The organism is Roseburia hominis A2-183 (assembly GCF_000225345.1).
GTDB classification, from domain to species: Bacteria; Bacillota; Clostridia; order Lachnospirales; family Lachnospiraceae; genus Roseburia; species Roseburia hominis.
The window spans coordinates 1,795,667-1,818,957 of sequence record NC_015977.1; the positions used below are offsets into that span (position 1 = coordinate 1,795,667).

26 protein-coding genes are annotated in these 23,291 nt (G+C 50.6%); 2 read left to right on the forward strand and 24 right to left on the reverse strand.

Annotated elements, in window-relative coordinates; genetic code table 11:
- Nucleotides 1-2: 2 nt before the first annotated feature.
- On the forward strand, nt 3-641 hold the full coding sequence (locus tag RHOM_RS08030; RefSeq protein ID WP_014079799.1) for an RpiB/LacA/LacB family sugar-phosphate isomerase: 639 nt from the start codon (nt 3-5) through the stop codon (nt 639-641).
- Between the two features lie 591 nt (nt 642-1,232).
- Here RHOM_RS08030 and RHOM_RS17690 read toward each other — a convergent pair.
- The 18 genes from RHOM_RS17690 to proB form a co-directional block, all read right to left on the reverse strand.
- The gene (locus tag RHOM_RS17690) at nt 1,233-1,376 is read right to left on the reverse strand and encodes a hypothetical protein (RefSeq protein ID WP_169312219.1); all 144 of its coding nucleotides are present in this window, start codon (nt 1,374-1,376) and stop codon (nt 1,233-1,235) included.
- A 63-nt stretch (nt 1,377-1,439) separates the two neighbouring features.
- Nucleotides 1,440-1,889, reverse strand: a complete 450-nt coding sequence (locus RHOM_RS08035; protein WP_014079801.1) for a GerW family sporulation protein — start codon at nt 1,887-1,889, stop codon at nt 1,440-1,442.
- A gap of 22 nt (nt 1,890-1,911) precedes the next feature.
- The gene (locus tag RHOM_RS08040; RefSeq protein WP_014079802.1) at nt 1,912-2,886 is read right to left on the reverse strand and encodes a DUF2953 domain-containing protein; all 975 of its coding nucleotides are present in this window, start codon (nt 2,884-2,886) and stop codon (nt 1,912-1,914) included.
- Nucleotides 2,886-3,215, reverse strand: a complete 330-nt coding sequence (locus RHOM_RS08045; RefSeq protein ID WP_014079803.1) for a hypothetical protein — start codon at nt 3,213-3,215, stop codon at nt 2,886-2,888. The genes RHOM_RS08040 and RHOM_RS08045 overlap by 1 nt, the downstream gene beginning before the upstream one ends.
- Before the next feature lie 24 nt (nt 3,216-3,239).
- Nucleotides 3,240-3,692, reverse strand: a complete 453-nt coding sequence (locus RHOM_RS08050) for an NUDIX hydrolase (RefSeq protein ID WP_014079804.1) — start codon at nt 3,690-3,692, stop codon at nt 3,240-3,242.
- 80 nt (nt 3,693-3,772) lie between these two features.
- Nucleotides 3,773-5,281, reverse strand: coding sequence for a peptidoglycan D,D-transpeptidase FtsI family protein (locus tag RHOM_RS08055; RefSeq protein WP_014079805.1), 1,509 nt, complete (start codon nt 5,279-5,281; stop codon nt 3,773-3,775).
- Complete coding sequence (locus RHOM_RS08060) at nt 5,208-6,593, reverse strand: FtsW/RodA/SpoVE family cell cycle protein (RefSeq protein ID WP_014079806.1); 1,386 nt, start codon at nt 6,591-6,593, stop codon at nt 5,208-5,210. The genes RHOM_RS08055 and RHOM_RS08060 overlap by 74 nt, the downstream gene beginning before the upstream one ends.
- A gap of 3 nt (nt 6,594-6,596) precedes the next feature.
- Nucleotides 6,597-8,897 (reverse strand): U32 family peptidase, encoded by a 2,301-nt coding sequence (locus RHOM_RS08065; protein ID WP_014079807.1) that lies wholly within the window; start codon nt 8,895-8,897, stop codon nt 6,597-6,599.
- 61 nt (nt 8,898-8,958) lie between these two features.
- Nucleotides 8,959-9,399, reverse strand: coding sequence for a cell division protein ZapA (zapA, locus tag RHOM_RS08070; protein ID WP_014079808.1), 441 nt, complete (start codon nt 9,397-9,399; stop codon nt 8,959-8,961).
- A gap of 78 nt (nt 9,400-9,477) precedes the next feature.
- Nucleotides 9,478-10,476 carry a Holliday junction branch migration DNA helicase RuvB gene (gene ruvB, locus RHOM_RS08075; protein ID WP_014079809.1) on the reverse strand — a complete coding sequence of 333 codons (999 nt, stop codon included), beginning with the start codon at nt 10,474-10,476 and terminating at the stop codon, nt 9,478-9,480.
- A 39-nt stretch (nt 10,477-10,515) separates the two neighbouring features.
- Nucleotides 10,516-11,127, reverse strand: coding sequence for a Holliday junction branch migration protein RuvA (gene ruvA / locus RHOM_RS08080; protein ID WP_014079810.1), 612 nt, complete (start codon nt 11,125-11,127; stop codon nt 10,516-10,518).
- 13 nt (nt 11,128-11,140) lie between these two features.
- Nucleotides 11,141-11,635: a Gx transporter family protein gene (locus RHOM_RS08085; protein WP_014079811.1), complete on the reverse strand. Its 495-nt coding sequence runs from the start codon at nt 11,633-11,635 to the stop codon at nt 11,141-11,143.
- On the reverse strand, nt 11,625-12,011 hold the full coding sequence (locus RHOM_RS08090; RefSeq protein WP_014079812.1) for a NusG domain II-containing protein: 387 nt from the start codon (nt 12,009-12,011) through the stop codon (nt 11,625-11,627). The genes RHOM_RS08085 and RHOM_RS08090 overlap by 11 nt, the downstream gene beginning before the upstream one ends.
- Nucleotides 12,008-13,486 (reverse strand): tRNA (N6-isopentenyl adenosine(37)-C2)-methylthiotransferase MiaB, encoded by a 1,479-nt coding sequence (gene miaB / locus RHOM_RS08095; RefSeq protein ID WP_014079813.1) that lies wholly within the window; start codon nt 13,484-13,486, stop codon nt 12,008-12,010. The genes RHOM_RS08090 and miaB overlap by 4 nt, the downstream gene beginning before the upstream one ends.
- Entirely contained in the window at nt 13,487-14,770 is a 1,284-nt protein-coding gene (locus RHOM_RS08100) for a glutamate-5-semialdehyde dehydrogenase (protein WP_014079814.1), read from the reverse strand.
- Nucleotides 14,771-14,789: 19 nt separating this feature from the next.
- Nucleotides 14,790-15,434 carry a 5-formyltetrahydrofolate cyclo-ligase gene (locus RHOM_RS08105; RefSeq protein WP_014079815.1) on the reverse strand — a complete coding sequence of 215 codons (645 nt, stop codon included), beginning with the start codon at nt 15,432-15,434 and terminating at the stop codon, nt 14,790-14,792.
- The gene (locus RHOM_RS08110; protein ID WP_014079816.1) at nt 15,409-15,633 is read right to left on the reverse strand and encodes a DUF896 domain-containing protein; all 225 of its coding nucleotides are present in this window, start codon (nt 15,631-15,633) and stop codon (nt 15,409-15,411) included. The genes RHOM_RS08105 and RHOM_RS08110 overlap by 26 nt, the downstream gene beginning before the upstream one ends.
- A 21-nt stretch (nt 15,634-15,654) precedes the next feature.
- Entirely contained in the window at nt 15,655-16,506 is an 852-nt protein-coding gene (gene proB / locus RHOM_RS08115) for a glutamate 5-kinase (RefSeq protein ID WP_014079817.1), read from the reverse strand.
- Nucleotides 16,507-16,684: 178 nt separating this feature from the next.
- Here proB and RHOM_RS08120 point away from each other — a divergent pair, with 178 nt between their 5' ends.
- The gene (locus RHOM_RS08120) at nt 16,685-17,725 is read left to right on the forward strand and encodes an FAD:protein FMN transferase (RefSeq protein WP_044024927.1); all 1,041 of its coding nucleotides are present in this window, start codon (nt 16,685-16,687) and stop codon (nt 17,723-17,725) included.
- A gap of 120 nt (nt 17,726-17,845) precedes the next feature.
- Here the strand turns inward: RHOM_RS08120 and rnfB are convergent, their stop codons facing one another.
- The 6 genes from rnfB to rsxC are packed head-to-tail and all read right to left on the reverse strand — an operon-like array spanning nt 17,846 to nt 22,916.
- On the reverse strand, nt 17,846-18,637 hold the full coding sequence (gene rnfB, locus RHOM_RS08125) for an RnfABCDGE type electron transport complex subunit B (protein WP_014079819.1): 792 nt from the start codon (nt 18,635-18,637) through the stop codon (nt 17,846-17,848).
- Nucleotides 18,638-18,650: 13 nt separating this feature from the next.
- Nucleotides 18,651-19,247 (reverse strand): electron transport complex protein RnfA, encoded by a 597-nt coding sequence (locus tag RHOM_RS08130; RefSeq protein ID WP_014079820.1) that lies wholly within the window; start codon nt 19,245-19,247, stop codon nt 18,651-18,653.
- Nucleotides 19,248-19,261: 14 nt separating this feature from the next.
- Nucleotides 19,262-19,984 (reverse strand): electron transport complex subunit RsxE, encoded by a 723-nt coding sequence (rsxE, locus tag RHOM_RS08135; protein ID WP_014079821.1) that lies wholly within the window; start codon nt 19,982-19,984, stop codon nt 19,262-19,264.
- Between the two features lie 3 nt (nt 19,985-19,987).
- The gene (locus tag RHOM_RS08140; RefSeq protein WP_014079822.1) at nt 19,988-20,596 is read right to left on the reverse strand and encodes an RnfABCDGE type electron transport complex subunit G; all 609 of its coding nucleotides are present in this window, start codon (nt 20,594-20,596) and stop codon (nt 19,988-19,990) included.
- A 2-nt stretch (nt 20,597-20,598) separates the two neighbouring features.
- Entirely contained in the window at nt 20,599-21,564 is a 966-nt protein-coding gene (locus tag RHOM_RS08145; protein ID WP_055229939.1) for an RnfABCDGE type electron transport complex subunit D, read from the reverse strand.
- 32 nt (nt 21,565-21,596) lie between these two features.
- Nucleotides 21,597-22,916 carry an electron transport complex subunit RsxC gene (gene rsxC / locus RHOM_RS08150; RefSeq protein ID WP_014079824.1) on the reverse strand — a complete coding sequence of 440 codons (1,320 nt, stop codon included), beginning with the start codon at nt 22,914-22,916 and terminating at the stop codon, nt 21,597-21,599.
- Nucleotides 22,917-23,291: the final 375 nt, after the last annotated feature.

Here is a 23,291-nt window from a genome sequence, read left to right on the forward strand (position 1 = left end):
TTATGAAAATCGCTTTAATCAACGAAAACAGCCAGGCAGCCAAGAATGAAATGATCTGCAACACATTAAAGTCCGTTGTAGAGCCGACGGGTCACACCGTATTCAATTACGGTATGTACTCTGCCGAGGATGAGCATCCGCTCACCTATGTCCAGAACGGTATTCTTGCCGCTGTATTATTGAATTCCGGTGCAGCCGATTTCGTCATCACAGGATGCGGTACCGGCGAGGGTGCTATGCTTGCCTGCAATTCCTTCCCGCAGGTACTCTGCGGACATGTAGAGTCTCCTCTGGATGCTTATCTCTTCTCACAGGTCAATGACGGCAACTGTATTGCTCTCCCGTTCGCAGAGAACTTCGGCTGGGGCGGCGAGCTAAACCTCACATACATCTTCGAGAAATTATTCTGTGCACCGGGCGGTGGCGGTTATCCGAAGGAGCGTGTCGTGCCGGAGCAGCGCAACAAGAAAATCCTCGATGAGGTGAAAAAAGTCACACACCGCGATCTCGTCTCCATCTTAAAAGAGCTTGACCGTGATCTCGTCGTCGGTGCATTGAGCGGCGAACATTTTGCCGAATATTTCTATGCAAACTGCAAGGACGACGCCATTGCTGCATGCGTAAAGGAATTGCTCGCATAAGCCGTTCCAACTAAGTAATTGCCGCAATAAGCATGGATCTCTTTGGAGTGATAAGTAATATTATATGAAACACACTTGGAGATTTCATGTGGAAATGGAGATGGAAATTCGGTTCAAAAAATGTGGAATTTCTAACCAACCGAATGTTTGCATCTTCGATGATCCGTGTCTTTCCAAGTTTGGAGCACTCCACGGACTGTGTCCGCAAGCCAGCAGACAATTTTAGGACTTTTGTGTGTGTCCCTTGCGGCACCAGACAACAGATGGCATAAATGCCATCTGTTGTCGAATAAAACATAACCGCGCGAAGCCGATGTTTGAGTCGGCATCTGCCCTATTTTCAATAGCAGATGCCGGCGAGTTTCGGTTCGCGCGGTTTTATATTGTCTATGAAGAGGTGCCATTAGGGACACCAGAAAGTCCGCTCATTGTCTGCGGCTTGTCGGACACACTCCGTGAGTGTCCAAACGTGGAAGAGACACGGAATTTGATGCAAACATTCAGTTGGAAGAAATGCTCACATTTTTCTCCAACGAATATAAAGTTTGCATAAATATTTTTTCCGTCTTCCCTCTCCTCTGCCGTGTGCTCTCAGTCATCACAGCAGAACAGATAGTAACCGGCGATCATGCATAATACCAGAAGAAGGAACCCAAAGAAACGGCTGTGGAGCACGAGCATCACCAGCATCCCCATGGAAAAGCAAAACAGTGCAAATCCCATCATCCGCTTCATAAGATCCCCCAAACAATCTGTCTCTTCATCATATGCATCTGCCGGAAGTTTCTCTACTGTTTTTTAGTTTTCTTCTTTGTTCACGGAATCCTTTAAGATGTCCTCCATCTCTTTGCCAGCCGCTTCTCTCGCCTTCGTCTCATCCTCGTCTGCAGCGGACGCTGTATCGGCTGCGACCTGATTCCTGGAGGTAAATTTGTTCACAAAATCCGGCACCATATCCAGAATCTTTGTGACGCCGTCCTGGTTCTTGATGTTCACGAGCTTCGTGGTACCGTTCTGGATCACCAGCACAGCGCTCGGCATAATCTTGCCGCCCATACCGCCTGCTCCGTTGTTCTTCTTATCCTGTGAAAATGCTCCTGCGGCAACTCCAAATGATACATCCACGAGCGGAAGAATGATGGTATCCCCGATATGAATCGCATCGCCCACCACCGTCTTCGTCGTAATAAAACTGTCCATTCCCTTAAACAGGGATTCTACTGTTGTGTGAAAACTGTTATCTGCCATAATGTTACCCCTTTCTTATCCTTTATCTGTGCATCAGCCATTTCAGCCAGATGCGGAACTCCTTTTTGCCAAGCAGCCGGACTGCCGATACTGCGATATGCAGTCCTCTTGCACGCCCTTTTATATCAAATGTGCCTGTTACATAGGTATTCTCCGCTTCAAAGTCCGGATATACCTGCACCTGATACCGATACAGAAACGGAAGCATACATAAGCCTCCGAGCACCTGCCCGGTCAGCGCCGGATCCCCCATGGAAAATGTCAGATCCGTCCGGATCCTCCGGAATTTAAAATGGGTCAGCAGGTATTTTAACTCTGTAAAAATGAGCGGCAGCGCCTCTCTGTGCCGCTCGTCCGTCAAAAACGTACGGACATCTTTTATTTTCTTAAGAGCCTCTTTTATGCCGGCACGAAACTGCCGCAGTTTTCTGACAAGTCCTGCAAAGAATGCACGGATACGCTCCCATATCCGCCGAAACAGCCCGCCGCGCTGCTTTCTGCGCACAGCCGGATTCGCTTGTTCCAGTTCCTTATGCTCCGCAGGATCCGGCTCCTTCGCCCCGGCGCAGACTTTCTTCGCCTGCCTCTCGTCGAACCGTTCCGCCTCTCCCTGCTCCCCGTCTGCCAAGATGCCTTCTGTTTTCTGCTCACTGTCTGCCAGGGGGGCATCTGCCGCACTGCGCTCTTCGGGTTCTTCTGCACCGTCCTCCCGGTCATCCTCCCCGGGTTCTCCATCGTCCGGCTTTTTTCCTTTCCGGGTGATCCCAAAGATCCGCAGCTGTGAAGAAAACCCTTCCTCTTCGTACGCTGCCCTCCAGCTTACCGCATGCAAAAGCCATGACACCGCAATCCGGACGGTCGTCTTCTCCCCGATGCTGCCGCTCACCTGATACCGCACCGGAACAAAAAGCACCACTGCCAAAATGAGCAGGATCAGTCCAAGCAGGATCAGCAGGATGATTCCAATTATTTTTAATATCAGCAATAGAACTGCCATTATCCCTCCCTGCCGCTCCGGTGCTCATCCAGATAACTGCGCACAAAAAACGCTCCTGTGTTCCGGTATACTTCATCCACAATCGACACCGCCACTTCCAGCGCCTCATCATAACTCCCGGCAAGTCCGGCAATCTTAAGGTCTTTCTTCGGATACCCTTTCTGCAAAAGTTCGGCAGCCGGGATAATATCCAGAAGATTTTTGTCATTCGACGCAGGCGCGATCACATAAATGCCGATCTGTCCCGCATTGTGGTTGATTTTCCACTTCACGCGCTTTGTCTTATGTACAATACTTTCCCCTACATATAACTCGTCATACCATGTCATGCATGCTCTCCATATCACACTGCTCTAAAAGTATTTGTGATTTCCCCACAAATTACTCTTCTTAAGCTCCAGATATTCATTGTAAGCTTTCTCCAGAATCTGTTTTTCGTTCGGAAACTTCAAGAGATGATACGCTTCGTGATACTTATAATATCCGGAATCAACAAAATATTCTTCCCGCTGCGGCTTGCTGTAATAACTGTCTGCCATCATAAGATACCAGTGGACGTCCTTCTCCACCGTGTCCTCCGGTACCGTAAAGGAATACTGGCTCTTGCCGACATATTTGATAATTGCCGCCTTCACCCCGGTCTCCTCCAACACCTCACGCGTTGCCGTATCCGGATACTCCTCCCCGGCTTCCACCGTCCCCTTGGGCAGAACCCAGCCTTCATACTTGTTCTTATAATTCTTGTATAAAAGCAATATCTTACCACGGAATATTACCACACCGCCACAGCTTGTTGCCTCTATCATTGCAATACCTCCCGATGTGGTCTTTTCATAATTATATCCAGTATAATACTTTTTCAGACTTCACGCAACCTCGTATGCGCTTAGTTCTCCCATGTATAATACGCATCAAAGATCTGTTTTGCAATCGGGACCGCATACTCGCTTCCCACGCCGGAATTCTCCACGATCACCGCCACCGCGATGTCCGGTTCCTCCCCGTTATGCGCATATCCCACAAACCAGGAATGTGTGGCGTCCGAGCTGGATGAGAACTCCGCCGAACCCGTCTTTCCGGCTGCCTCATAGCTGTCGCTCTTTAACTTGGTCGCTGTTCCTTCCTCCACAACATAGCGCATATATTCCTGCAAAACGGACGCATCGCTCTCCGAGAGCAGTGTTTTGTACTCCGCAGGCTCATACTGCTCCACAACCTCGCCCTCCGCATCCGTGATGCGGTCAATCACATACGGCTTCATCAGCACACCGTCGTTGGCGATCGCAGAAGCGATTAACGCCATGTGAAACGGTGTCACAAGCGTCTTACCCTGTCCGATGGACGTCTCCATCACCGCTGAATCGCTGTCTCCCGGCTCCAGCACAAAGCTGCTCTTCGACGACTCGAAATCCGTCGGAAGCGCGGTATTAAACAGCATCTGGTCACAGAGATCATCAAACTGTTCCAGATCCAGTGTGAGTCCTAAGGACGCATAGGAGGAATTACACGAATTTGCGAAGGAGGTCTTTAAATCCTCCGATCCGTGCCGCTTATTGTTATGGCAGTGGATGGTCTTTGTGCCCACGGTATACTCGCCGCTACAGTCAAAATGATAGTCCGCATAGTCCGCATTCTCATGAATGTACTCGAGCGTGGTAAAGATCTTAAACGTCGATCCCGGCGGATACAGCCCCTGGGTGGCACGGTTTAGAAGAACCGAGCTGTCACTGTCGTCCGACACAAAGGTATCCCAGTCATCCGCGATCGTGTTCGGATCAAAATCGGGCTTTGACACCATGGCAAGGATCCTGCCTGTCTCCGGCTCCATCACAACGACCGCCCCGTCATAGCTTCCCAGTGCATCGTACGCCTGAAGCTGCAGATCATAATTCAACGTCGTTGTGACACTGTCCCCCGGATTTTTCTCTCCCCTGATCTCACTGACCGCCTTCTCCATATACAGAATGTTGGAGCGCAGCAGATTGAAATTCGCCATCGCCTCAATGCCGGAAGTACCGTGTGTGGAATATCCGACAACATGCGCAAAGATCCTGCCCGCCGGATACTTTCTCGTCTCATTTCCCTCTGCATCCGTAACCGTCTCCGCCAGTGTGACTCCGTCGGCGGAATAGATACTGCCGCGCACGACGCTGCGCGTAAAGAGCTCCTGCCGTTTGTTGTACGGATTATTGATAAACTGTTCGCTCTCCACCTGCTCAAAATACACAAAATAGCCCATCAGGCACAGAAACAACCCCAGAAAAGAGTAGGTTACTACCGCAAATTCCCGGTTTTTTGTATTCTTTTTTTTCTTTCCGTTTTTATGAAAAAGTTTCCACATCTTCGTCAAATCCTGTTTTTCTTCGTCTTGGCGGTGCTGCATTTTTTCTTTCATTTGCTGCCCCCTCATCCTGCCGTCTGATGTATAAGCCCTGCACAACGGCAAACATGATCATCGTTGAAAATAGCGAGCTTCCTCCGTAGCTGACAAGCGGAAGCGTGACTCCTGTCGACGGAATAAATTTTGTGACTCCCCCGACGGTGAGGAACACCTGAAATCCGTATACGGTTCCCAGTCCCAGCGCAATCAGCTTGTAAAACTGCTCCTTCATCTGCATCGCCACGTTAAAAAACATCAAAAAGCAGCTGATGCACACCATCAAAAGACAGATTGCAAAAATGCCGCCCATCTCCTCCGCAATGGCGGAAAAGATAAAGTCCTGCTCGACCACCGGAATCTTTTCCGGCATCCCCTGGTATAGTCCCATTCCAAACCAGCCGCCGGTACCGATGGCGAACAGGGACTGGCAGATCTGGTAGCCCTCATTCTCAATTCTTGAGAGCGGATCCTGCCATGCCAGGACACGCACGCGCACGTGGGAAAACAGCTGATATGCCACCACCGCGGCAATACATCCGGTCAGAAGTCCTCCCGCAAAATAGAACAGCTTTCTGGTCGCCACATAGAGCATCACCAGGTAGGTCACAAAGAAGATCAGTGCTCCTCCCAGATCTCTCGATAACACCAGAATCAGGACATGCACCGCTGCCAGCACCGTCGCGATGCACACGTGCTTCAAATCCGTATTCTCGTAAAGCATACATGCCACAAAAAATACAAATATGATCTTGACAAATTCACTCGGCTGAACCGATATTCCGGCAAGCGAGATTGATATTTTCGCACCGCTGCTCGTGATTCCGAACGCCAGAACCGCCAGAAGACCGATGATCCCGGCAGCTGCGTAAAGCCACGGCATTTTCCGCAAAAAGCGCACTTTCTGAATCAGCACCGGTATAATGAGCGAACACACCATCGCCCCCACCGCAATGGCAAACTGCCGGATCGCCTTGTCAAAGGAAAGCCTTGTAATCATAATAAACCCGATCATTAACAGCATGCACATATTGTTGATCAAAAGCCCGGAAGCCCTTCCGTACACCAGGCGGTAACTGGAAATTGTGACGGCAATAAACGCCGCCTGCACCACATAGAACAAAATCATGCGGATATCGTCCGTCACCGCGTAGATTGCCAGAAACGCATCCAGATGAATGAGATACATCAGGCACATCTGACGCTTAAATATCTTCGCCCTTTTCTCCGGGGTAAGCTTCCCGCGGAATGAGGAAAAACACTCGTACGTATAGAACGCGAACAAAAGTGTCATGAGATATTTTGATAATTCTACAATCAAATCTGTCATTGGTTATTCGACCCCTCGTTTATAATGTCCCCTCGTGTAGCCGTCGGGAAACAGTTCCTTTACGCTGTGTTTTCCGGAAAGGAACGTCCGCTCAAAAAGATCCAGTATGAAAGCTGCCTGCTCTTCCTCCTCAATCGTAAACGATATCCGGTATGCGGCAATTCCCATGCGTAAAAAATCCGCGCGTTCGTCAAAAAGCATGAGCGGCGTGGTATTATAGATCGTATTATAACACTCCGTGCAGTTATTTTTGACCGGGAAATATTTTCCATACCGATCCTTCAGATATAAGATTCCGCGCTTCCTATCACACTTCTCCGTGTTCGCATGCACGCACTGCGCGGATGTCATCAGTGGAAGATAACCGTACACCATCGCCTCGCTGTGATGATTGTCTCTCGCAAACAGTTCGCTCCGGTTGAGTTCAAGCGGTACGGTATCGCGCTCTGGTGCAAGCTGCAAAAACACATCCCGCGCTGCACTGTTCCAGCTATAGAGACTGTGATCTAAAATTAACGGCGTCTCCGCACCCAGCTCCTGCCGCACAAATGCGGCGGCATCGTAACTTTTTGCCACAAATCCGTCCAGCGGCAATGCCTTTAAGTGCTCTATATTCTCCCTGTAAAATGCTGCCGTTCTGCTGCGAAATACCGCCGGCAGAATATAATAGAATTTCTTTCCCGCCAGGTGTGCCTCTCCTGCATCTTTTAAAAGTGCCGTCCATAATTCATCCCTGGTATAGCAGCTGCTGTCCACATAAATCCCATGTACAAAGGAAGAACGAAGCACCACCGGCAGCAGACACCGGTTCTCCAACGAAACGATGACCGTTTTACCGGCATCCTCTGCTTCTCTTCGCTCCTCCTGCCGCGTCCTTTTGTCCGCGCCACAGCCTAACTTCTCCGCCTCCGGGGACGCTGCTCCATCCCTGCGGTATCCCTGCAGAAGCTTCTCCTCCAGTGCAAGAAGTGCCTCCCTACGCAGCGCGTTTAGTGCCTGCACCGGCAGAAAAACATCCTCGTCCATCTCAATGGCCAGCTGTTCAAATGCAAACGGTGTATTTCCTGTTTTTCTCATACAGACGTCCACCCTGTCACGCGAGAGCGGCTGTTTCTGCGCCTGCAATACCTGCTCCCCCTCACACGTAATCTCACATTCTTCACATTGCAGTTTCAGTGTAGCAGATAAATCTTTTTTTAATCTTAAGAATCCATTGATTTTTTCTTTGATTTCCTGCTCCGGCCGCACTTTGATATAGTGTTCCCGCACCGTCTTCTGCAGTGCCTCGTCTGTCTTCGCATGTCCCGGGGAATCAAAGGTAATCATCTCCCTGCCATTTCTGCGGAAATAGTACCCGTCGGTAAAACCGCTGCGGTTGCCGAGCGCCAGCAGCTTTCTGTGATCCTCCTCCGTTACCGCGTAAGCCTTCTTCGCCCGCCGGCGTGCCTCATCCTCGCTGCAGCCGCCCGCTCTCTCCTCATTCAGCCGGTCCAGATAACGGTCCATATACTGCCGGTAAACGGATACAACGCCTGCCGCATACTCCGCCTGCTTCATCCGTCCCTCAATCTTAAAGGAGAATATGCCGCTCTCTGCAAGTGCGGGAATGGCATCAATCGTACACAGATCCTTCGGGCTTAACACGTAATTGCCGCACGCGATACGGGATTTCTGATCCTTTTTGTAGACCTCATAGGGAAGCCGGCACGGCTGTGCACAGCGCCCACGGTTGCCGCTTCTGCCGCCCAGCATACTGCTGAGCAGACATTGCCCGGAATAACAGTAACACAGTGCACCGTGCACAAAACTCTCGATCTCGATTCCCACCTTGTCATGGATTTCTCTTATCTCGGCAAACGACATCTCCCGCGCCATGACCACCCGGCTCGCACCGAGCTGCTTCATGTACGCCGCACCCGCCGCGCCGGTCACAGTCATCTGCGTGCTGGTGTGAATATCCATCCCGGGGAACATGCTTCGTATCCTTGCAAACGCCCCCATATCCTGCACGATCACCGCATCGAGCCCCTGCTCGTAATACGGCAGCAGATACTCATAGAGTCCCTGTTCCAGTTCCTCCTCCTTGAACAGGGTGTTCACCGTCAGATACACCTGTCTGCCATGGATATGTGCATAGTCGATGGCACGCAGCAATTCTTCCTCATTAAAATTATTCGCATATGCGCGGGCTCCAAAATGGCTGCCGCCCAGATATACCGCGTCCGCCCCCGCCCGTATGACCGCCTCAAACGTCTCGTATGATCCCGCCGGAGCCAGCAGCTCCAATTCTCTTTTCTGCATCATTTTTCTTACCTGTTATATGAAAATAAGGGACGAAAGCAAATCTCTTACGTCCCCGTATTGTCTATTCTTCTGTTTTATCTTTTTCCGGTACTTTGCCGAGCAGCGCATCCTCGAGACTCGCCTCCAGCTTAGCCTTGTTGATTAAAAGCTCCTTGTTCTGCTCCTCGAGCTCTTTTCTGGCTTTCTCGTCGCTCTCTGCCTTGATCTGATTGGAAATAAGATCATGTTTGAGATCGTAGATTTCCTTTTCCTTCTGCTCGATCTCACGCTCAAGCTTCTCCACCTGTGTCTTCGCCTTAAAGTAATCATCCGCGATATTTAACTGCAACAGCGTCGCCTTCATGTCGCCGGATAGATGTCTTAACTCTTCCATGCCCTGAAACTCGCCCAGCTTATTGTTGATATAGGTGGCAACCTTCTGTAGGTACTCCTCGCCCTCATAACCGCTCAGTGTGTATACCTTTCCACCGATGATCACTTCGGCGCTTGTCTTCTCTGCCATACCATTTCCTCCAAACTCGGGTATCCGCTACAATATATAGTATATTATACTGACATATTTAAGGAAAAGCAACTATTTCTATACGGAATGTTCGATTCCCAGATGCTGGTATGCCAGCTCTGTCACCACCCGTCCCTTCGGCGTGCGGTTGATCAGCCCGTTCTTTACCAGATACGGTTCATATACGTCCTCGATGGTTCCGGCATCCTCACCGATTGCTGCCGCCAGCGTGTCCAGCCCGACCGGTCCGCCCGCAAATTTTCCGATCATCGTCATCAAAATGTTCCTGTCATTCTGATCGAGCCCCATCTTGTCAACCTCCAGCAGATCCAGTGCAAAGGACGCTACCTCCTTTGAAATCCGGCCGTCGTATTTTACCTGCGCGAAATCGCGCACGCGCTTTAACAGCCGGTTCGCCAGACGCGGGGTTCCGCGCGAGCGTCTCGCCATCTCGTAAGCACCCTCCTCATCGATCTCCACCCCAAGTGTCAATGCCGAATGCAGGATGATCGTTTTTAACTCCTCCACCGTGTAGAACTCCAGATGATGCACCACGCCAAAACGGTCTCTTAACGGTGCCGACAAAAGTCCCGCGCGCGTGGTCGCTCCCACCAGGGTAAACTTCGGCAGATCCAGACGGATGGAGCGCGCTGTGGCTCCCTTGCCAAGCATGATATCAATGGCATAATCCTCCATTGCCGGGTACAGCACCTCCTCCACCTGGCGGTTCAGCCGGTGGATCTCGTCGACAAAGAGGACATCTCCCTCCTGCAGATTGCTTAGGATCGCTGCCATTTCCCCCGGTTTTCCGATGGCAGGTCCCGAAGTGACCTTCATATGTGTTCCCATCTCATTGGCAATGATTCCGGCGAGCGTGGTCTTTCCAAGTCCGGGCGGTCCGTAGAACAGCACATGGTCGAGAGATTCCCCCCTCGCCTTTGCCGCCTCGATATATATTTTTAAATTTTCCTTTGCCTTCTGCTGTCCGATATAATCGTCCAGCGTCTGCGGCCGGAGACTTTTCTCGATCTTAAGATCTTCCTCCTGCACCTGCGTGGATATGACCCGCTTCTCCATGTCCCAGCTTTCCTTTCTTCCGCCTTGCCGCTTCCCTTACTACAGGAATGCCATATTCTTAAGCGCGGCTTTTAACAGTGTTTCCACATCCATATCATCCGTGATCTCAATGCCGTTTAACGCCTTTAACGCTTCCGAAGAGGCATAGCCGAGCGCCACAAGCGCCTGCACCGCCTCATTCTTCACACCGCTGCTTCCGTTCTCGTTCTGTCTGCTCACATGCTCGGATTTGAGTTCAAACGCCTCCTCAAGCGACAGCTTGTCCTTCAGTTCTAAAATCACACGCTGTGCCGTCTTTGCACCGATTCCGGGCGCTTTGGCGATCGCCTTCGCGTCATCGCCAAGCACCGCAAATCGCAGATCATCGGTTGTCATCACAGACAGCACCGCCAGCGCCCCCTTCGGGCCGATACCGTTGACGCCGATTAACAGCTTGAAGACACGCAGGTCATCCTTCGTCAGGAACCCGTACAGAATCATCGCATCTTCGCGCACATTCAGATACGTATAGAGCTTGACTTCCTCTCCCACAGCCGGAAGATAGTCAAACGTCTGCCCGGTCGTATAGATCCGGTATCCGATTCCGCCTGCCTCCACAACCACGCTCTCTTCTTCCACATCCGCAAGGACGCCTTTTATATATGCGTACACACGTATTTCCTCCTTATCGTTTCAGCCGTCCGCCAATCCTTAGTATGATCTCCTGGGCTGCCACACCGATCAGCAGTCCCGTAACGATGCCTGCCACGAAAAGCACCGGCAGATAGTAAAAAATGTTGATATTCTCCACCACAAACGCCGCCACGGCAATCTGACCGATGTTGTGTGACATTCCGCCCGCGACGCTGACCGGCAGCACACCGAGCTTTCCGGTCCGTTTCAAAAGATACATTACCAGAAAGCTGAACATTCCGCCGGCAAGGCTGTATAAGATACTGAACAGATTGCCAAACAGAAAACCCGCCAGTACAATCCGGAGCATCGAGATGGCAAACGCCTCCTTAGTGCCGACACAGTACAGCATCAGTACCACCACAATATTGGTGAGCCCCAGCTTTACCCCCGGTATTCCGAAATAAAACGGGATCAGGGATTCCACATAGCTGCAGATTAAGGCAAGCGCAAGAAAAACCCCGAGATACGCCACCTTATCTCGCAATGGAGTCGAATCCGTTTTCTTCACTTCCCGTCACCTCCACAACCACTTTGTTCGGCAGACAGACAATCATCTCATGATTCTTAGAGATTGCCTTCTGATGGACACACAGCTTGTCCGGGCAGTCCGCCTCCGTCATGTCCGCCCTGCCATCGCGGATTGTCAGGACATTCGTTGTCACGCCGTCCTGCACAATCGGTATCTCCTGCTCCTCCCCGAGCGCATAGGTCCCGTACACGCTGCCGTCCACGGTGACGCGCACACAGGCACCCGCATCCGCGCGCATTCCCGTCCGCTCATAGATCACAAGAAATACCGTAACCACGGCAAGCAGTATTGCAAGAAAAATCACATCGTTTCTGCTGATTCGCTTTTTCATACCGTCTGACCATTTCCGTCTGCCCGCTCGCCAAGGTAATAAAAGCCCCGGCACTCGGTCAGCTTTACATCCAGAATCTTTCCGATCATGTCCGCTGTCCCCGGCAGATGTACCACCGAGTTATTGCTGAGTCTTCCCGTCACAAGCGAAGCATCCTGCTCGTTTTGCTCTTCAATCAGCACCGGCAGCGTCTGTCCGGTCAGCGCCTCCGCTTTTTCTGCGGAGATCTTCTGCACTTCCTTAAGCAGGCGGTCAAAACGCGCCTTGATCACATCCTCCGGCACCTGCTCTTCCATGGATGCCGCCGGTGTCCCGGTACGTTTGGAATAGATAAACGTGAACGCGCTGTCATAACGCACTTTTCGCACCACGTCCATCGTCTCCTCGAAGTCCTCCTCCGTCTCCCCCGGGAATCCCACGATAATATCCGTCGTCAGCGCAATGTCCGGCACTGCCGCGCGGATCTTGTCCACCAGTTCCAGATAATGTTCCTTATCATATCTGCGGTTCATGATCTTTAAGATCCGGCTGCTCCCGGACTGTAATGGCAGGTGCAGATGTTTGCAGATCTTTTTGGATCGTCCCATCACCTCGATCAGCTCGTCCGAGAGATCCTTCGGGTGGGAGGTCATAAAACGGATACGCTCTAACCCCTCAATCTTCTCCACTTCCTCTAAAAGCTGCGCAAACGTCACCGGCTCCTTCAGATTCTTGCCGTAGGAATTGACATTCTGTCCGAGCAGCATGACCTCGACAACGCCGTCCGCCACGAGCTGTTCGATCTCACGGATGATCTCTTTCGGCTCCCTGCTGCGCTCCCTTCCGCGCACATACGGCACGATACAGTAGCTGCAGAAATTATTGCATCCGAACATGATATTGACGCCAGATTTAAACGAATACTTCCGCTCTACCGGGAGATCCTCCACAATCTGGTCCGTGTCCTTCCAGATATCAATCGTCATGGAATCCGATTCCATCGCCGTCACGATCAGCTCTGCAAATTTGTAGATATTATGTGTTCCGAAGATCAGATCCACAAAGCGGTAGCTTTCTTTTAATTTTTCAACAACTACCGTCTCCTGCATCATGCAGCCGCAGAGTCCGATCAGCATATGTGGATTTTTCTTTTTATAATTCTGGAGTACCCCGAGTCTTCCGTAGACTTTGTTATTTGCATTTTCACGCACCGTGCAGGTATTGTAAATAACAAAATCCGCTTCCTCCGTATCCGTCTCCACATAACCGATGCGCTCTAAGATACCGACAAGCTTCTCAGAATCGCGCGCGTTCATCTGGCAGCCGAACGTCGTGACATGAAAGGTCAGCGGACTGCCTTTTTTTGCAGCGAGCTGTTCCACATAATTTTTAGCAATGTCCATAAAGTAATACTGACGCTCCGGCTCGCTCTGCGGGATCTGCTTTTTATCGATTATTTCAATGTCTATTTTCTTTTTCATCTTCATCCTTACCATCTACGGACGTGTCTGCCCGTTTCCATATATAATATATTTTGTGCTGGTCAGCGCATCCAGTCCCATCGGTCCTCTTGCATGAAGCTTCTGGGTACTGATGCCGATCTCCGCGCCAAATCCAAATTCAAATCCGTCTGAAAAACGCGTCGATGCGTTGACATAGACGCAGGCAGCATCGATCTCATCCAGGAACCGCTGCGCGTTCGTGTAGTTTTCTGTGATGATTGCCTCCGAATGCCCGGTATTGTAGCGGTTGATGTGTGCGATCGCCTCGTCGAGGGACGACACCGTCTTCACGGAGATCATATAATCGAGATACTCCCTGCCCCAGTCTTCCTCCGTCGCCGCCGACAACAGTTCCTTTTTCAGGTCTCCGTCATTTGCCGCCTCCCGGCGCTCTGCCGCTGCAAGACTTTTCTCATCCGCATAAATAACAACATCCTTCTGCTGCAGTGCCGCCGCAAGCTTTGGCATAAATGCATCCACGATTTTCTCATGGATCACGAGTGATTCACAGGCATTGCACACACCGATCCGCTGGGTCTTTGCGTTTAAAATAATACGGATTGCCATATCGAAATCCGCACTCTCATCCACATAGATATGACAGTTGCCGGTTCCCGTCTCAATCACAGGAATCGTCGCCTGATTGACGACGGCGCGGATCAGCCCTGCTCCTCCGCGCGGAATCAGCACATCCACATATTCGTTCATCTTCATGAACGCAGCCGCCGTCTCCCGGCTTGTATCTTCAATCAGCGATACTGCCGCACGTGGAATGCCATGTGCCTCCAAAACTTCCTGCAGAACCGAAACAATGACGATATTGGACGAAATGGCGTCACTGCCGCCTTTTAAGATCACTGCGTTGCCCGTCTTAAAACACAGCGCAAACGCATCCACCGTCACATTCGGTCTCGCCTCATAGATCATCCCGACCACACCGAGCGGGACGCGCTTTTTACCGATCATAAGACCGTTCGGGCGCTTCTTCATGGAAAGGACTTCGCCGATCGGATCAGAAAGTTCTGCAACCTGCCGCAGTCCCTCCGCCATCTGCTCCAGCCGGGATGGGTTGAGCATCAGACGGTCCAGCAGTCCTTCGGGCATATGATTCTCTCTGCCGCGGGCGAGATCCTTCTCATTCTCGCGGATAATCTCTTCAGTATGTGCCACAATTGCCTCTGCCGCTGCACGCAACACCTCGTTCTTCGTATTCGTGTCCAGATTGCCGATCTGTCTGCTCACTTCTTTTGCGCTCTTACAAAGTTCTGTCAGTTCCATATCCTTTCCATCCTTTCTGTCAGATCCGATATTCCCGCTCCTCCGTATAAATCCGATGCATCCGCACGTCGGTGGGAAGCACCGCAAGCTGTTCCTCGATCTGCCCTTCAAACGCTACCGCCATGCGGGACAGCTTCGGAAACCTTGCAAAATAGCGGTCATAATAACCGCCGCCATACCCGTACCGGTTCCCCTTACGGTCAAAGACCAGTCCGGGCACCAGCACCACCGCATCCTCTCCCCCGATCCGTTTGCAGCTCTCATCCGGCTCCATCACATGAAAGGCGCCCTCCCGCACCCTGGAAAGCTCTCTGATCCGGTAAAACTCCATCCGGTGTGTGTCCTGCATTCTCTTCACCTGGCCGCAGTCCCGCTGCAACCGCTCTTTTGATGTAACCGGAAGCGCCACCGTCTTGCCGTCCGAAAGTGCCTGTGCCAGAAACGGCAGACAGTCAGCCTCCGCGCCGAGCGGATAATAGCCGTAGATGACAGCGCTGTTATGATACCAGTCAGACGCCGCCAGCCTCTCACAGATCTTTCTGCTCTTTTCCTGCACTTCCTCCTGCGGCAGTTCCATCCGCCATGCTTTGTGCCGCGCCCTTATCTGCTGACGCGCCTTCTCCTGTGTCAGCGCTGCGTCAGGAAAGTCCTGTCTTTTTTCCATACTTATCTCCAAGGTTCTCCACGGAACCGTCCGGATTCACCATATCGATATTGTTAAGCTGCGCCGCCAGATTTTTCTTCACATCCGCAACATACTGCTTGCGCAGCAGCGCCTGCTCCTTTTTTTCTTCCTCCGTCAACCCTTCCGCCTTCGACTTGCGATATAACGCATTGATTCTGTCAATCTGTTCCTGGTTCATAGTACTCCTTTTCCTGTATTCTTAACCGATCGTCTCCAAAATAAAATCTTCAATCCGGAAAGATTCTTTCTTCTTTGCCTGAAAAATGGTTCCCTTAAAGGAATCATCAAATATATGATGCAGAATGCAGACATCCCTGCCGTTCGCAATAATCATGTCTGTTCCCGAGAGCGTTGCAATCTTTGCGGCTGTCAGTTTGGTCGCCATGCCGCCGGTTCCAACATCACTGCCGGTCGAACTTTTCGCCATGCCGTAGATTGACGCATCCATCTCCTCCACCACTTCAATGAGCTTTGCATCCGGATTCTTGTGCGGATCGTCGGTAAAAAGCCCATCGATATCCGAGAGCAGGATCAAAAGATCCGCCCCGATCAGAGAAGCCACGATTGCCGAGAGCGTGTCGTTGTCGCCAAACTGCATCTCATAAGTAGAAACCGTATCATTTTCATTCACAATCGGAATTGCGCCAAGACGGAACAATTCGTCGAACGTATTCTTCGCATTCTCTCTCGAGACAGGGTTCACCATCGTGTTCTTCGTCATCAGCACCTGCCCTGCCACCTGATTGTATTCCGCAAAAAGCCGCTGATAGATCATCATCAGCCGCGCCTGGCCGACCGCCGCGCATGCCTGCTTTGTCGAAATGTCCTTCGGCCGCTCATCCATGCCGAGCGTCTGTCTGCCCACGGCAATCGCGCCGGAGCTTACCAGACACACATCCATCCCGCGGTTCCGCAGATTGCAGAGTTCTCTTACCAGATGCTCCAGCTTGGTAAAATTCAGATTGCCTGTCTCCCCGTAATTCAATGAGGAAGATCCGATCTTGACTACAACTCTCTTTTTCTCATTAAAATGAAAATGCTTTTGTTCCATCTGTCTAACGTCCCCTTTATATGTAACATTTTCCAATCATTCATCCCAAATGGGCATAGAGTCTCATACTGTATTACTCTATCATATCTTCATCAAAATGGCAAATTGATGTTTTCACATTGTATGAACAGAAAGTTTATGGTACATTGGATGGGAAACATCAGAAATGGAGATTTTTATGATGAGAAAAAAGAAGGTACTCTCCTGTCTTCTGGTTCCCCTGCTCTCTGCAAATCTGCTGCTCTCCGGCTGCAGCCGCACGGCGGACGAACCGGTTACCAAGTCAGGATTTTATTTTAACACTGTCATCTCGGTCTCGATCTATGAAAAAGGGAGCGAGGAACTGCTCGATGACTGTTTTGCCCTTGCGCAAAAGTACGAGGGATATTTTTCCAATACGATTCCAGACAGCGATATTTCCAAAATCAACGATGCGGGCGGCGCTCCCGTGACAGTACACGACGAGACGATCGAACTTCTTAAAACCGGCATCTCATATGGCGACTTAAGCGGCGGCAAATTCGACATCACCATCGGTCGGCTTTCCGATCTGTGGGACATCTCAACCAAAGCGCTGCTTGATCAGACCGATGTCTCCATGATCCCCTCCGACACGGACATTCAGGCGGCTCTTGCCACAGTGGATTACCGGGAGATTCAGATTGACGGCAACACAGTGACTCTGCAAAATCCCGATGCCAGGATTGATCTGGGCGGCATCGCCAAAGGCTATATCGCGGATCAGATGAAAGCCTACCTGAACCAGAAGGGAATTACTTCCGGTTACATCAATCTCGGCGGAAATGTGCTTGCGCTCGGCGCGAAGACGGACGGTTCGGCATACACCATCGGCATACAGCGTCCGTTTGGTGAGGAAAACGAAGCGATTGCCTCCGTCTCCATCACCGATCAGACCGTCGTATCCTCCGGCGTCTACGAACGCTATTTTGAAGTAGATGGGACGCGTTATCACCATATCCTGGACACCGCGACCGGTTACCCTTACGATAACGGGCTCCTTGAGGTCACGATCATCACCGGTGCATCGGTGGACGGCGACGGTCTCTCCACCACCTGTTTCTCCCTCGGGCTGGAAGACGGTATGGCGCTCGTTGAAAGCCTTGATGCTACGGAAGCTATTTTCATCACAGACGACTATGAAGTACACACCAGCTCCGGCATGGGAACCGTCATTCCCTATGAGATTCTGGAAGATTAAACAACAAAACAGGCGTGAAGAATTCGTACTTATTACCGCGAATTCTTCACGCCTGTTTTTATTTCACACTTTCATTCCAAGAAACGATTCTTACAGAATGATTTTCGGAGAAAATGATTCTTACAAAATAATTTTCTTTGGACACTTCTGTGCACAAATACCGCATCCGACACACTTCTCCTGATCAATGTATGCCACGTTGTCAATGACATGAACTGCATCCTTCGGGCAGTTCTTCTCACACAAATGACATCCGATACATCCAACGGAACATGCCTTCATGACATCCTTGCCCTTATCCTTGGAGCTGCACTGTACAATGTGCTTTGCCTTGTAAGGAACAAGCTCGATCAGATGCTTCGGACATGCAGCAACACATTTTCCACATGCCTTACATACTTCCTTGTCAACCTGCGCAATGCCGTCCACGATATGAATCGCATCAAACGGACAAGCCTTTACACAGCTACCGTATCCAAGGCATCCGTAATTACAGGACTTCGGTCCGCCGTTCGGCACGAATGCCATGGCTGCACAGTCCTCGTTGCCGGTATACTCGTAATCGCGTCCTGCCTTCTCACAGGTTCCCGCACACTTTACAAATGCTACCTTGCGCTCGCCTTCCTCGGCTGCCACACCCATGATCTCACCGATCTTGGCTGCAACCGGCGCGCCGCCGACCGGACACTGATTGACCGGAGCCTCGCCCTTTGCGATTGCTGCTGCCAGACCGGAACAACCGGCATAACCACAGCCACCACAGTTATTTCCCGGAAGCACACCTAAGATTGCTTCCTCTTTTTCATCTACCTCTACCTTGAACTTTTCTCCGGAAATACCAAGGAAAAATCCAATCAAGATACCTACGCCGCCCACGATTAAGGCTGCAAATAAAATTGCTGTAACGTTCATCTTCTTTTTCCTCCTAAATCATTCCTGAGAATCCCATGAATGCGATTGACATCAGACATGCGGAAATCAATACGATTGCAGTACCCTGAAACGGCTTCGGGATATCATTGTACTCGATCTTCTCACGCACACCTGCCATTAAAACGATCGCAATCAGGAAACCAAATGCGGTTGCAAAACCGTTTACCACGCTCTCCAAAATACCGTATTCCTTGGTAACATTCGTCAGTGCAACACCGAGAACGGCACAGTTTGTCGTAATCAGCGGAAGGTATACACCAAGGCTCTGGTATAATGCCGGCATGGACTTCTTCAAGAACATCTCAACGAACTGTACCAGTGCAGCAATTACAAGAATAAATACAATCGTCTGCAGGTAGGTAAGGTCAATGCCCTTGCTCATCAGATAGCTGTTGGCAAGGATATATTTGTAGATCAGCGCTGTCACGAACGAAGAGATCGTGATAACGAATACAACTGCGCCACCCATTCCGGCAGCGGTCTCTGTTTTCTTGGAAACGCCTAAAAACGGACAGATACCAAGGAACTGACTTAATACAACGTTATTGACAATGGCAGAGCCGATTGCAATTAAAAGTAATGTTTTCATCCGTATCTATCCTCCTATTCTGCTTTTTCTGCCGGAGTTTCCGCTGCCGGTTTCTTACCGGTGCATGCAGCAGACATACTGCATCCTGCACAGTCTCCGGTGATACATCCGGACGGCTCGGCAAGCGGCTTGCCCTTGGCTGCCATCTTCTCACGGACGATCTTCATCACAGCTACCAGACATGCCAGTACTAGGAATGCTCCCGGTGCCATAACAAAGATGGTGATCGGTGTGAACCAGCTTAAGGACAGAATCTGGAAACCAAAGATCTGACCTGCGCCCAGAAGCTCACGGAACAGTCCGATCAGGGTAAGACCCATCGTAAATCCAAGTCCCATACCAAGTCCATCGAAAAGAGACGGAACTACCGGATTCTTGGAAGCATAGCTCTCAGCACGGCCGAGGATAATACAGTTTACAACGATTAACGGGATATACACACCCAGCGACTCGGAGAGGCTCGGGGTATACGCCTGCATGATAAACTGCACCACTGTTACCAGCGATGCAACGATAACAATGTATGCCGGCATACGCACACCGTCCGGAATCACCTTACGGAATGCGGAAATCAGCATATTGGAAAGTACCAGTACCACTGTTGTGGAAAGTCCCATACCAAGTCCGTTGATTGCGGAGGATGTGACAGCAAGTGTCGGACACATACCAAGCATCAGAACGAAAGTAGGATTTTCCTTAATGAGTCCATTATATAAACGTTCTACATTCTTGTTCATTGATTAGTTACCTCCTTCTAATACGCTGTGGAAGTATGTAAGGCAGGCATTCACACCGTTCGCCATCGCCTTGGAAGTAATGGTGGAACCGGAAATTGCCTCGATCTCATTGTCCGCAGACGGTGTCGACTTCACAACCGTAAAGGAGTCTACGTTCTTGCCCTCAAACTGGCTGTAGAACGGCTCTTCCTGTGCTTTCATACCAAGTCCCGGTGTCTCGGAAATACTTGTGATGGAATAACCGTTGACCGTACCGTCATTCTGGATGCCGACAGAGAATGTAATGCTGCCCTGGCTTCCGTCCTTCGCCGTTACGGTAAGCACATAGCCGAGCGGATTGCCGGAAGCGTCAAGTGCTGTGTTGACAGCCTCGATATCGTCAGAATATCCATTCTGCGCCATAAGATCTTCCGCTGCAGCGGTGTCGAAATCAGCGTACTCCTCAAAGGAATCCGCATCCTCAAATACCTGCTTGTAAGCGGACTGTGTCTTCTCATAATTTACCTGGTCGATCGGGCCTTTGGTAATGCCGTAGACCACGCCGAGGATCAGACCTAATACAACAGTAAAAGCAAATAAAACCAATGCGTCATGTACAATCTTCTTGTTCATTTCTATTTGCCTCCTTCCTGCTTCTTCGCTTCCTTCACCTGACCGAATGCCATCGGCACCGTGTGCTTCTCAATAAGCGGCACAAGGATATTGCTTAAGATGATGGCGAAGGAAACACCCTCTGCATTCGCGCCGAAGCAGCGGAACAATCCGGTCAGGATACCGCAGCAGATACCAAAGATGATCTGCCCCATCGGTGTAATCGGGGATGTCACATAATCCGTTGCCATGAAGAATGCGCCGAGCATCAGACCGCCGCCGCAAAGCTGTGCGGTAAGATAGCTGCCGTCAAATCCATGACCGCCGAATAAAAGCATGAATACAGCAAATGTAATAATGTAAGATGCCGGGATGCGAAGGTTGATCACACCCATCAGAATCAGGAAAATAGCTCCGATCAGGATAGCGATCGCAGATGTCTCACCAATGGTACCTGCGGTGCGTCCGATCAGCATATCCATCGTATTGACCGCCTCACCGTTACGCATGGCAGCAAGCGGTGTTACGCTGGAATACACTTCAATACCGTTCTTTGTGATGCCGAACTTTGTCATATCAGCAGCAAATGCAATCAAAAGGAAGCATCTTGCGCCCAGCGCCGGGTTCATGAAATTCTGTCCCAGTCCGCCAAACAGACATTTTACAACCACGATTGCAAACACACCGCCGATTACCGCCTCCCACCACGGAAGGGTTGCCGGAAGGTTCAATGCCAGAAGCAGTCCCGTTACAACGGCGCTCAGGTCATCGATCGTCTGCTTTTTATGTACAATCTTATTAAATACCCACTCTGATGCCACACAGCTTGCGATCGTTACCAGAATCAGAACCAATGCCTTATATCCGAAATTGTAAATACCGAACAGGCTTGTCGGAAGCAATGCAATAATCACATACAGCATAATACGGCTTGTGGTATCTTTGGCACGAACGTGTGGTGATGATGAAACATGATATAAATCACTCACGATAATCCACCTCTCTCTTCTTGTTTTTTGAATTATTTTTTGCGTTTTGCAGCAAGTACCTGCTTTTTCATCGTCTTAATGGACTGTGCGAGCTGTCTGCGTGCAGGGCATACAAAACTGCAGCTTCCGCACTCCACGCACTCGAGTCCGTGCCAGGATTCAAACGCCTCAGCCAGACCGTTATTGGAAAACTTGGCAAGTCTTGACGGAATCAGCTGCTCCGGGCATGCTTCCACACAGCGGCCGCAGTTGATACATGCGGACGGCTCCACCTTGGACACTTCGTCCTTGCTTAAGCAAAGCAGTGAGGAAGATGTCTTTGTCGTGGGAATATCCAGGCTAAACATTGCAAATCCCATCATCGGACCACCGGAAATAATCTTCTCCGGCTGTGTCTTAAATCCGCCGGCAGCCTCCACCAGTTCTGCATAGCTGGTACCGATGCTGTATAAGAAGTTGCCCGGGTTGGCAATGGCATCGCCTGTAATCGTAGAAATACGATTGGTTACCGGTCTGCCAAGCTTTACCGCACGGTAAACAGCAATGATGGTCTCCACATTATCCACGATACATCCTGCATCTGCCGGAAGCATCTTGGAATTGATGGCGCGGCCTGTCACTGCATAAATGAGCTGACGCTCACCACCCTGCGGGTACTTGGTCTGTAAAGGACAGACCTCAATTCTCGGTTCATCCTTGACAAGCTCTGTCAGCTTTTCAATACAATCCGGCTTGTTGTCCTCGATGCCGAGAACACCCTTCGCATGATCGAACAGCTGGAGAATGATCTTCATTCCACCGATCAGCTCTTCCGGATTTTCGAGCATTCTGCGGTAGTCCGCCGTCAGATACGGCTCACACTCTGCGCAGTTTGCAATTACATATTCAATCTTTTCCGGCTCTTTCGGAGACAGCTTCACATGTGTCGGGAAACCTGCACCGCCCATGCCGACAACGCCTGCCTCTTTTACCTTATTGACAATCTCCTCCTTGGAGAGAGCCGTCACGTCTTCACACGGCGTGTACTCCACCTCTTCAAACGCCCCGTCGTTCTCAATGACGATGGAATTCACCATGTCACCGACTGCCACACGGTGCGGTTCGATTGCCTTTACTGTACCGGATGCCGACGCATAGATCGGGGATGACACAAAGCCACCTGCCTCTGCGATCTTCTGTCCTTTCAGCACCTTGTCACCAACCGCTACCACCGGAGTCGCCGGTGCACCGATATGCTGTGACAACGGGTATACCAGATCACCCTTAGGTAGAACTTCTACGATCGGCTGATCCTTTGCCAGTTCCTTTCCTTCATAAGGATGGACGCCGCCTTTAAATGTCTTAGAACCCATTTCTCGTGCCCCACTTTCTCTTATCTATATTATATTCTATGCCAAAAGTCATAGAATACCCTCGTGTAGATTATAGCACAATCACTCGGAAATTGTAGCAATTTATTGTATTTTTTCACGAACCTATTGACAAAGAATTCACAATATTTTTTCCACATTTATGTTATAATGTACGCGAAGGCAATGAGCAGTGCCAAAATCGTATCTGGCAAAATTACCTGCTTGCAGTGTATATTTTGGCTGGTACGATTTTGATAGGGCGAACGCCCGCGAGTCCGGGAAGCCGCAGGCTTTCCGGACTTTTGCCGGAGCGTACATTGCTATTTGCCGCGAACGCCCGCGAGTCCGGGAAGCCGCAGGCTTTCCGGGCTTTTG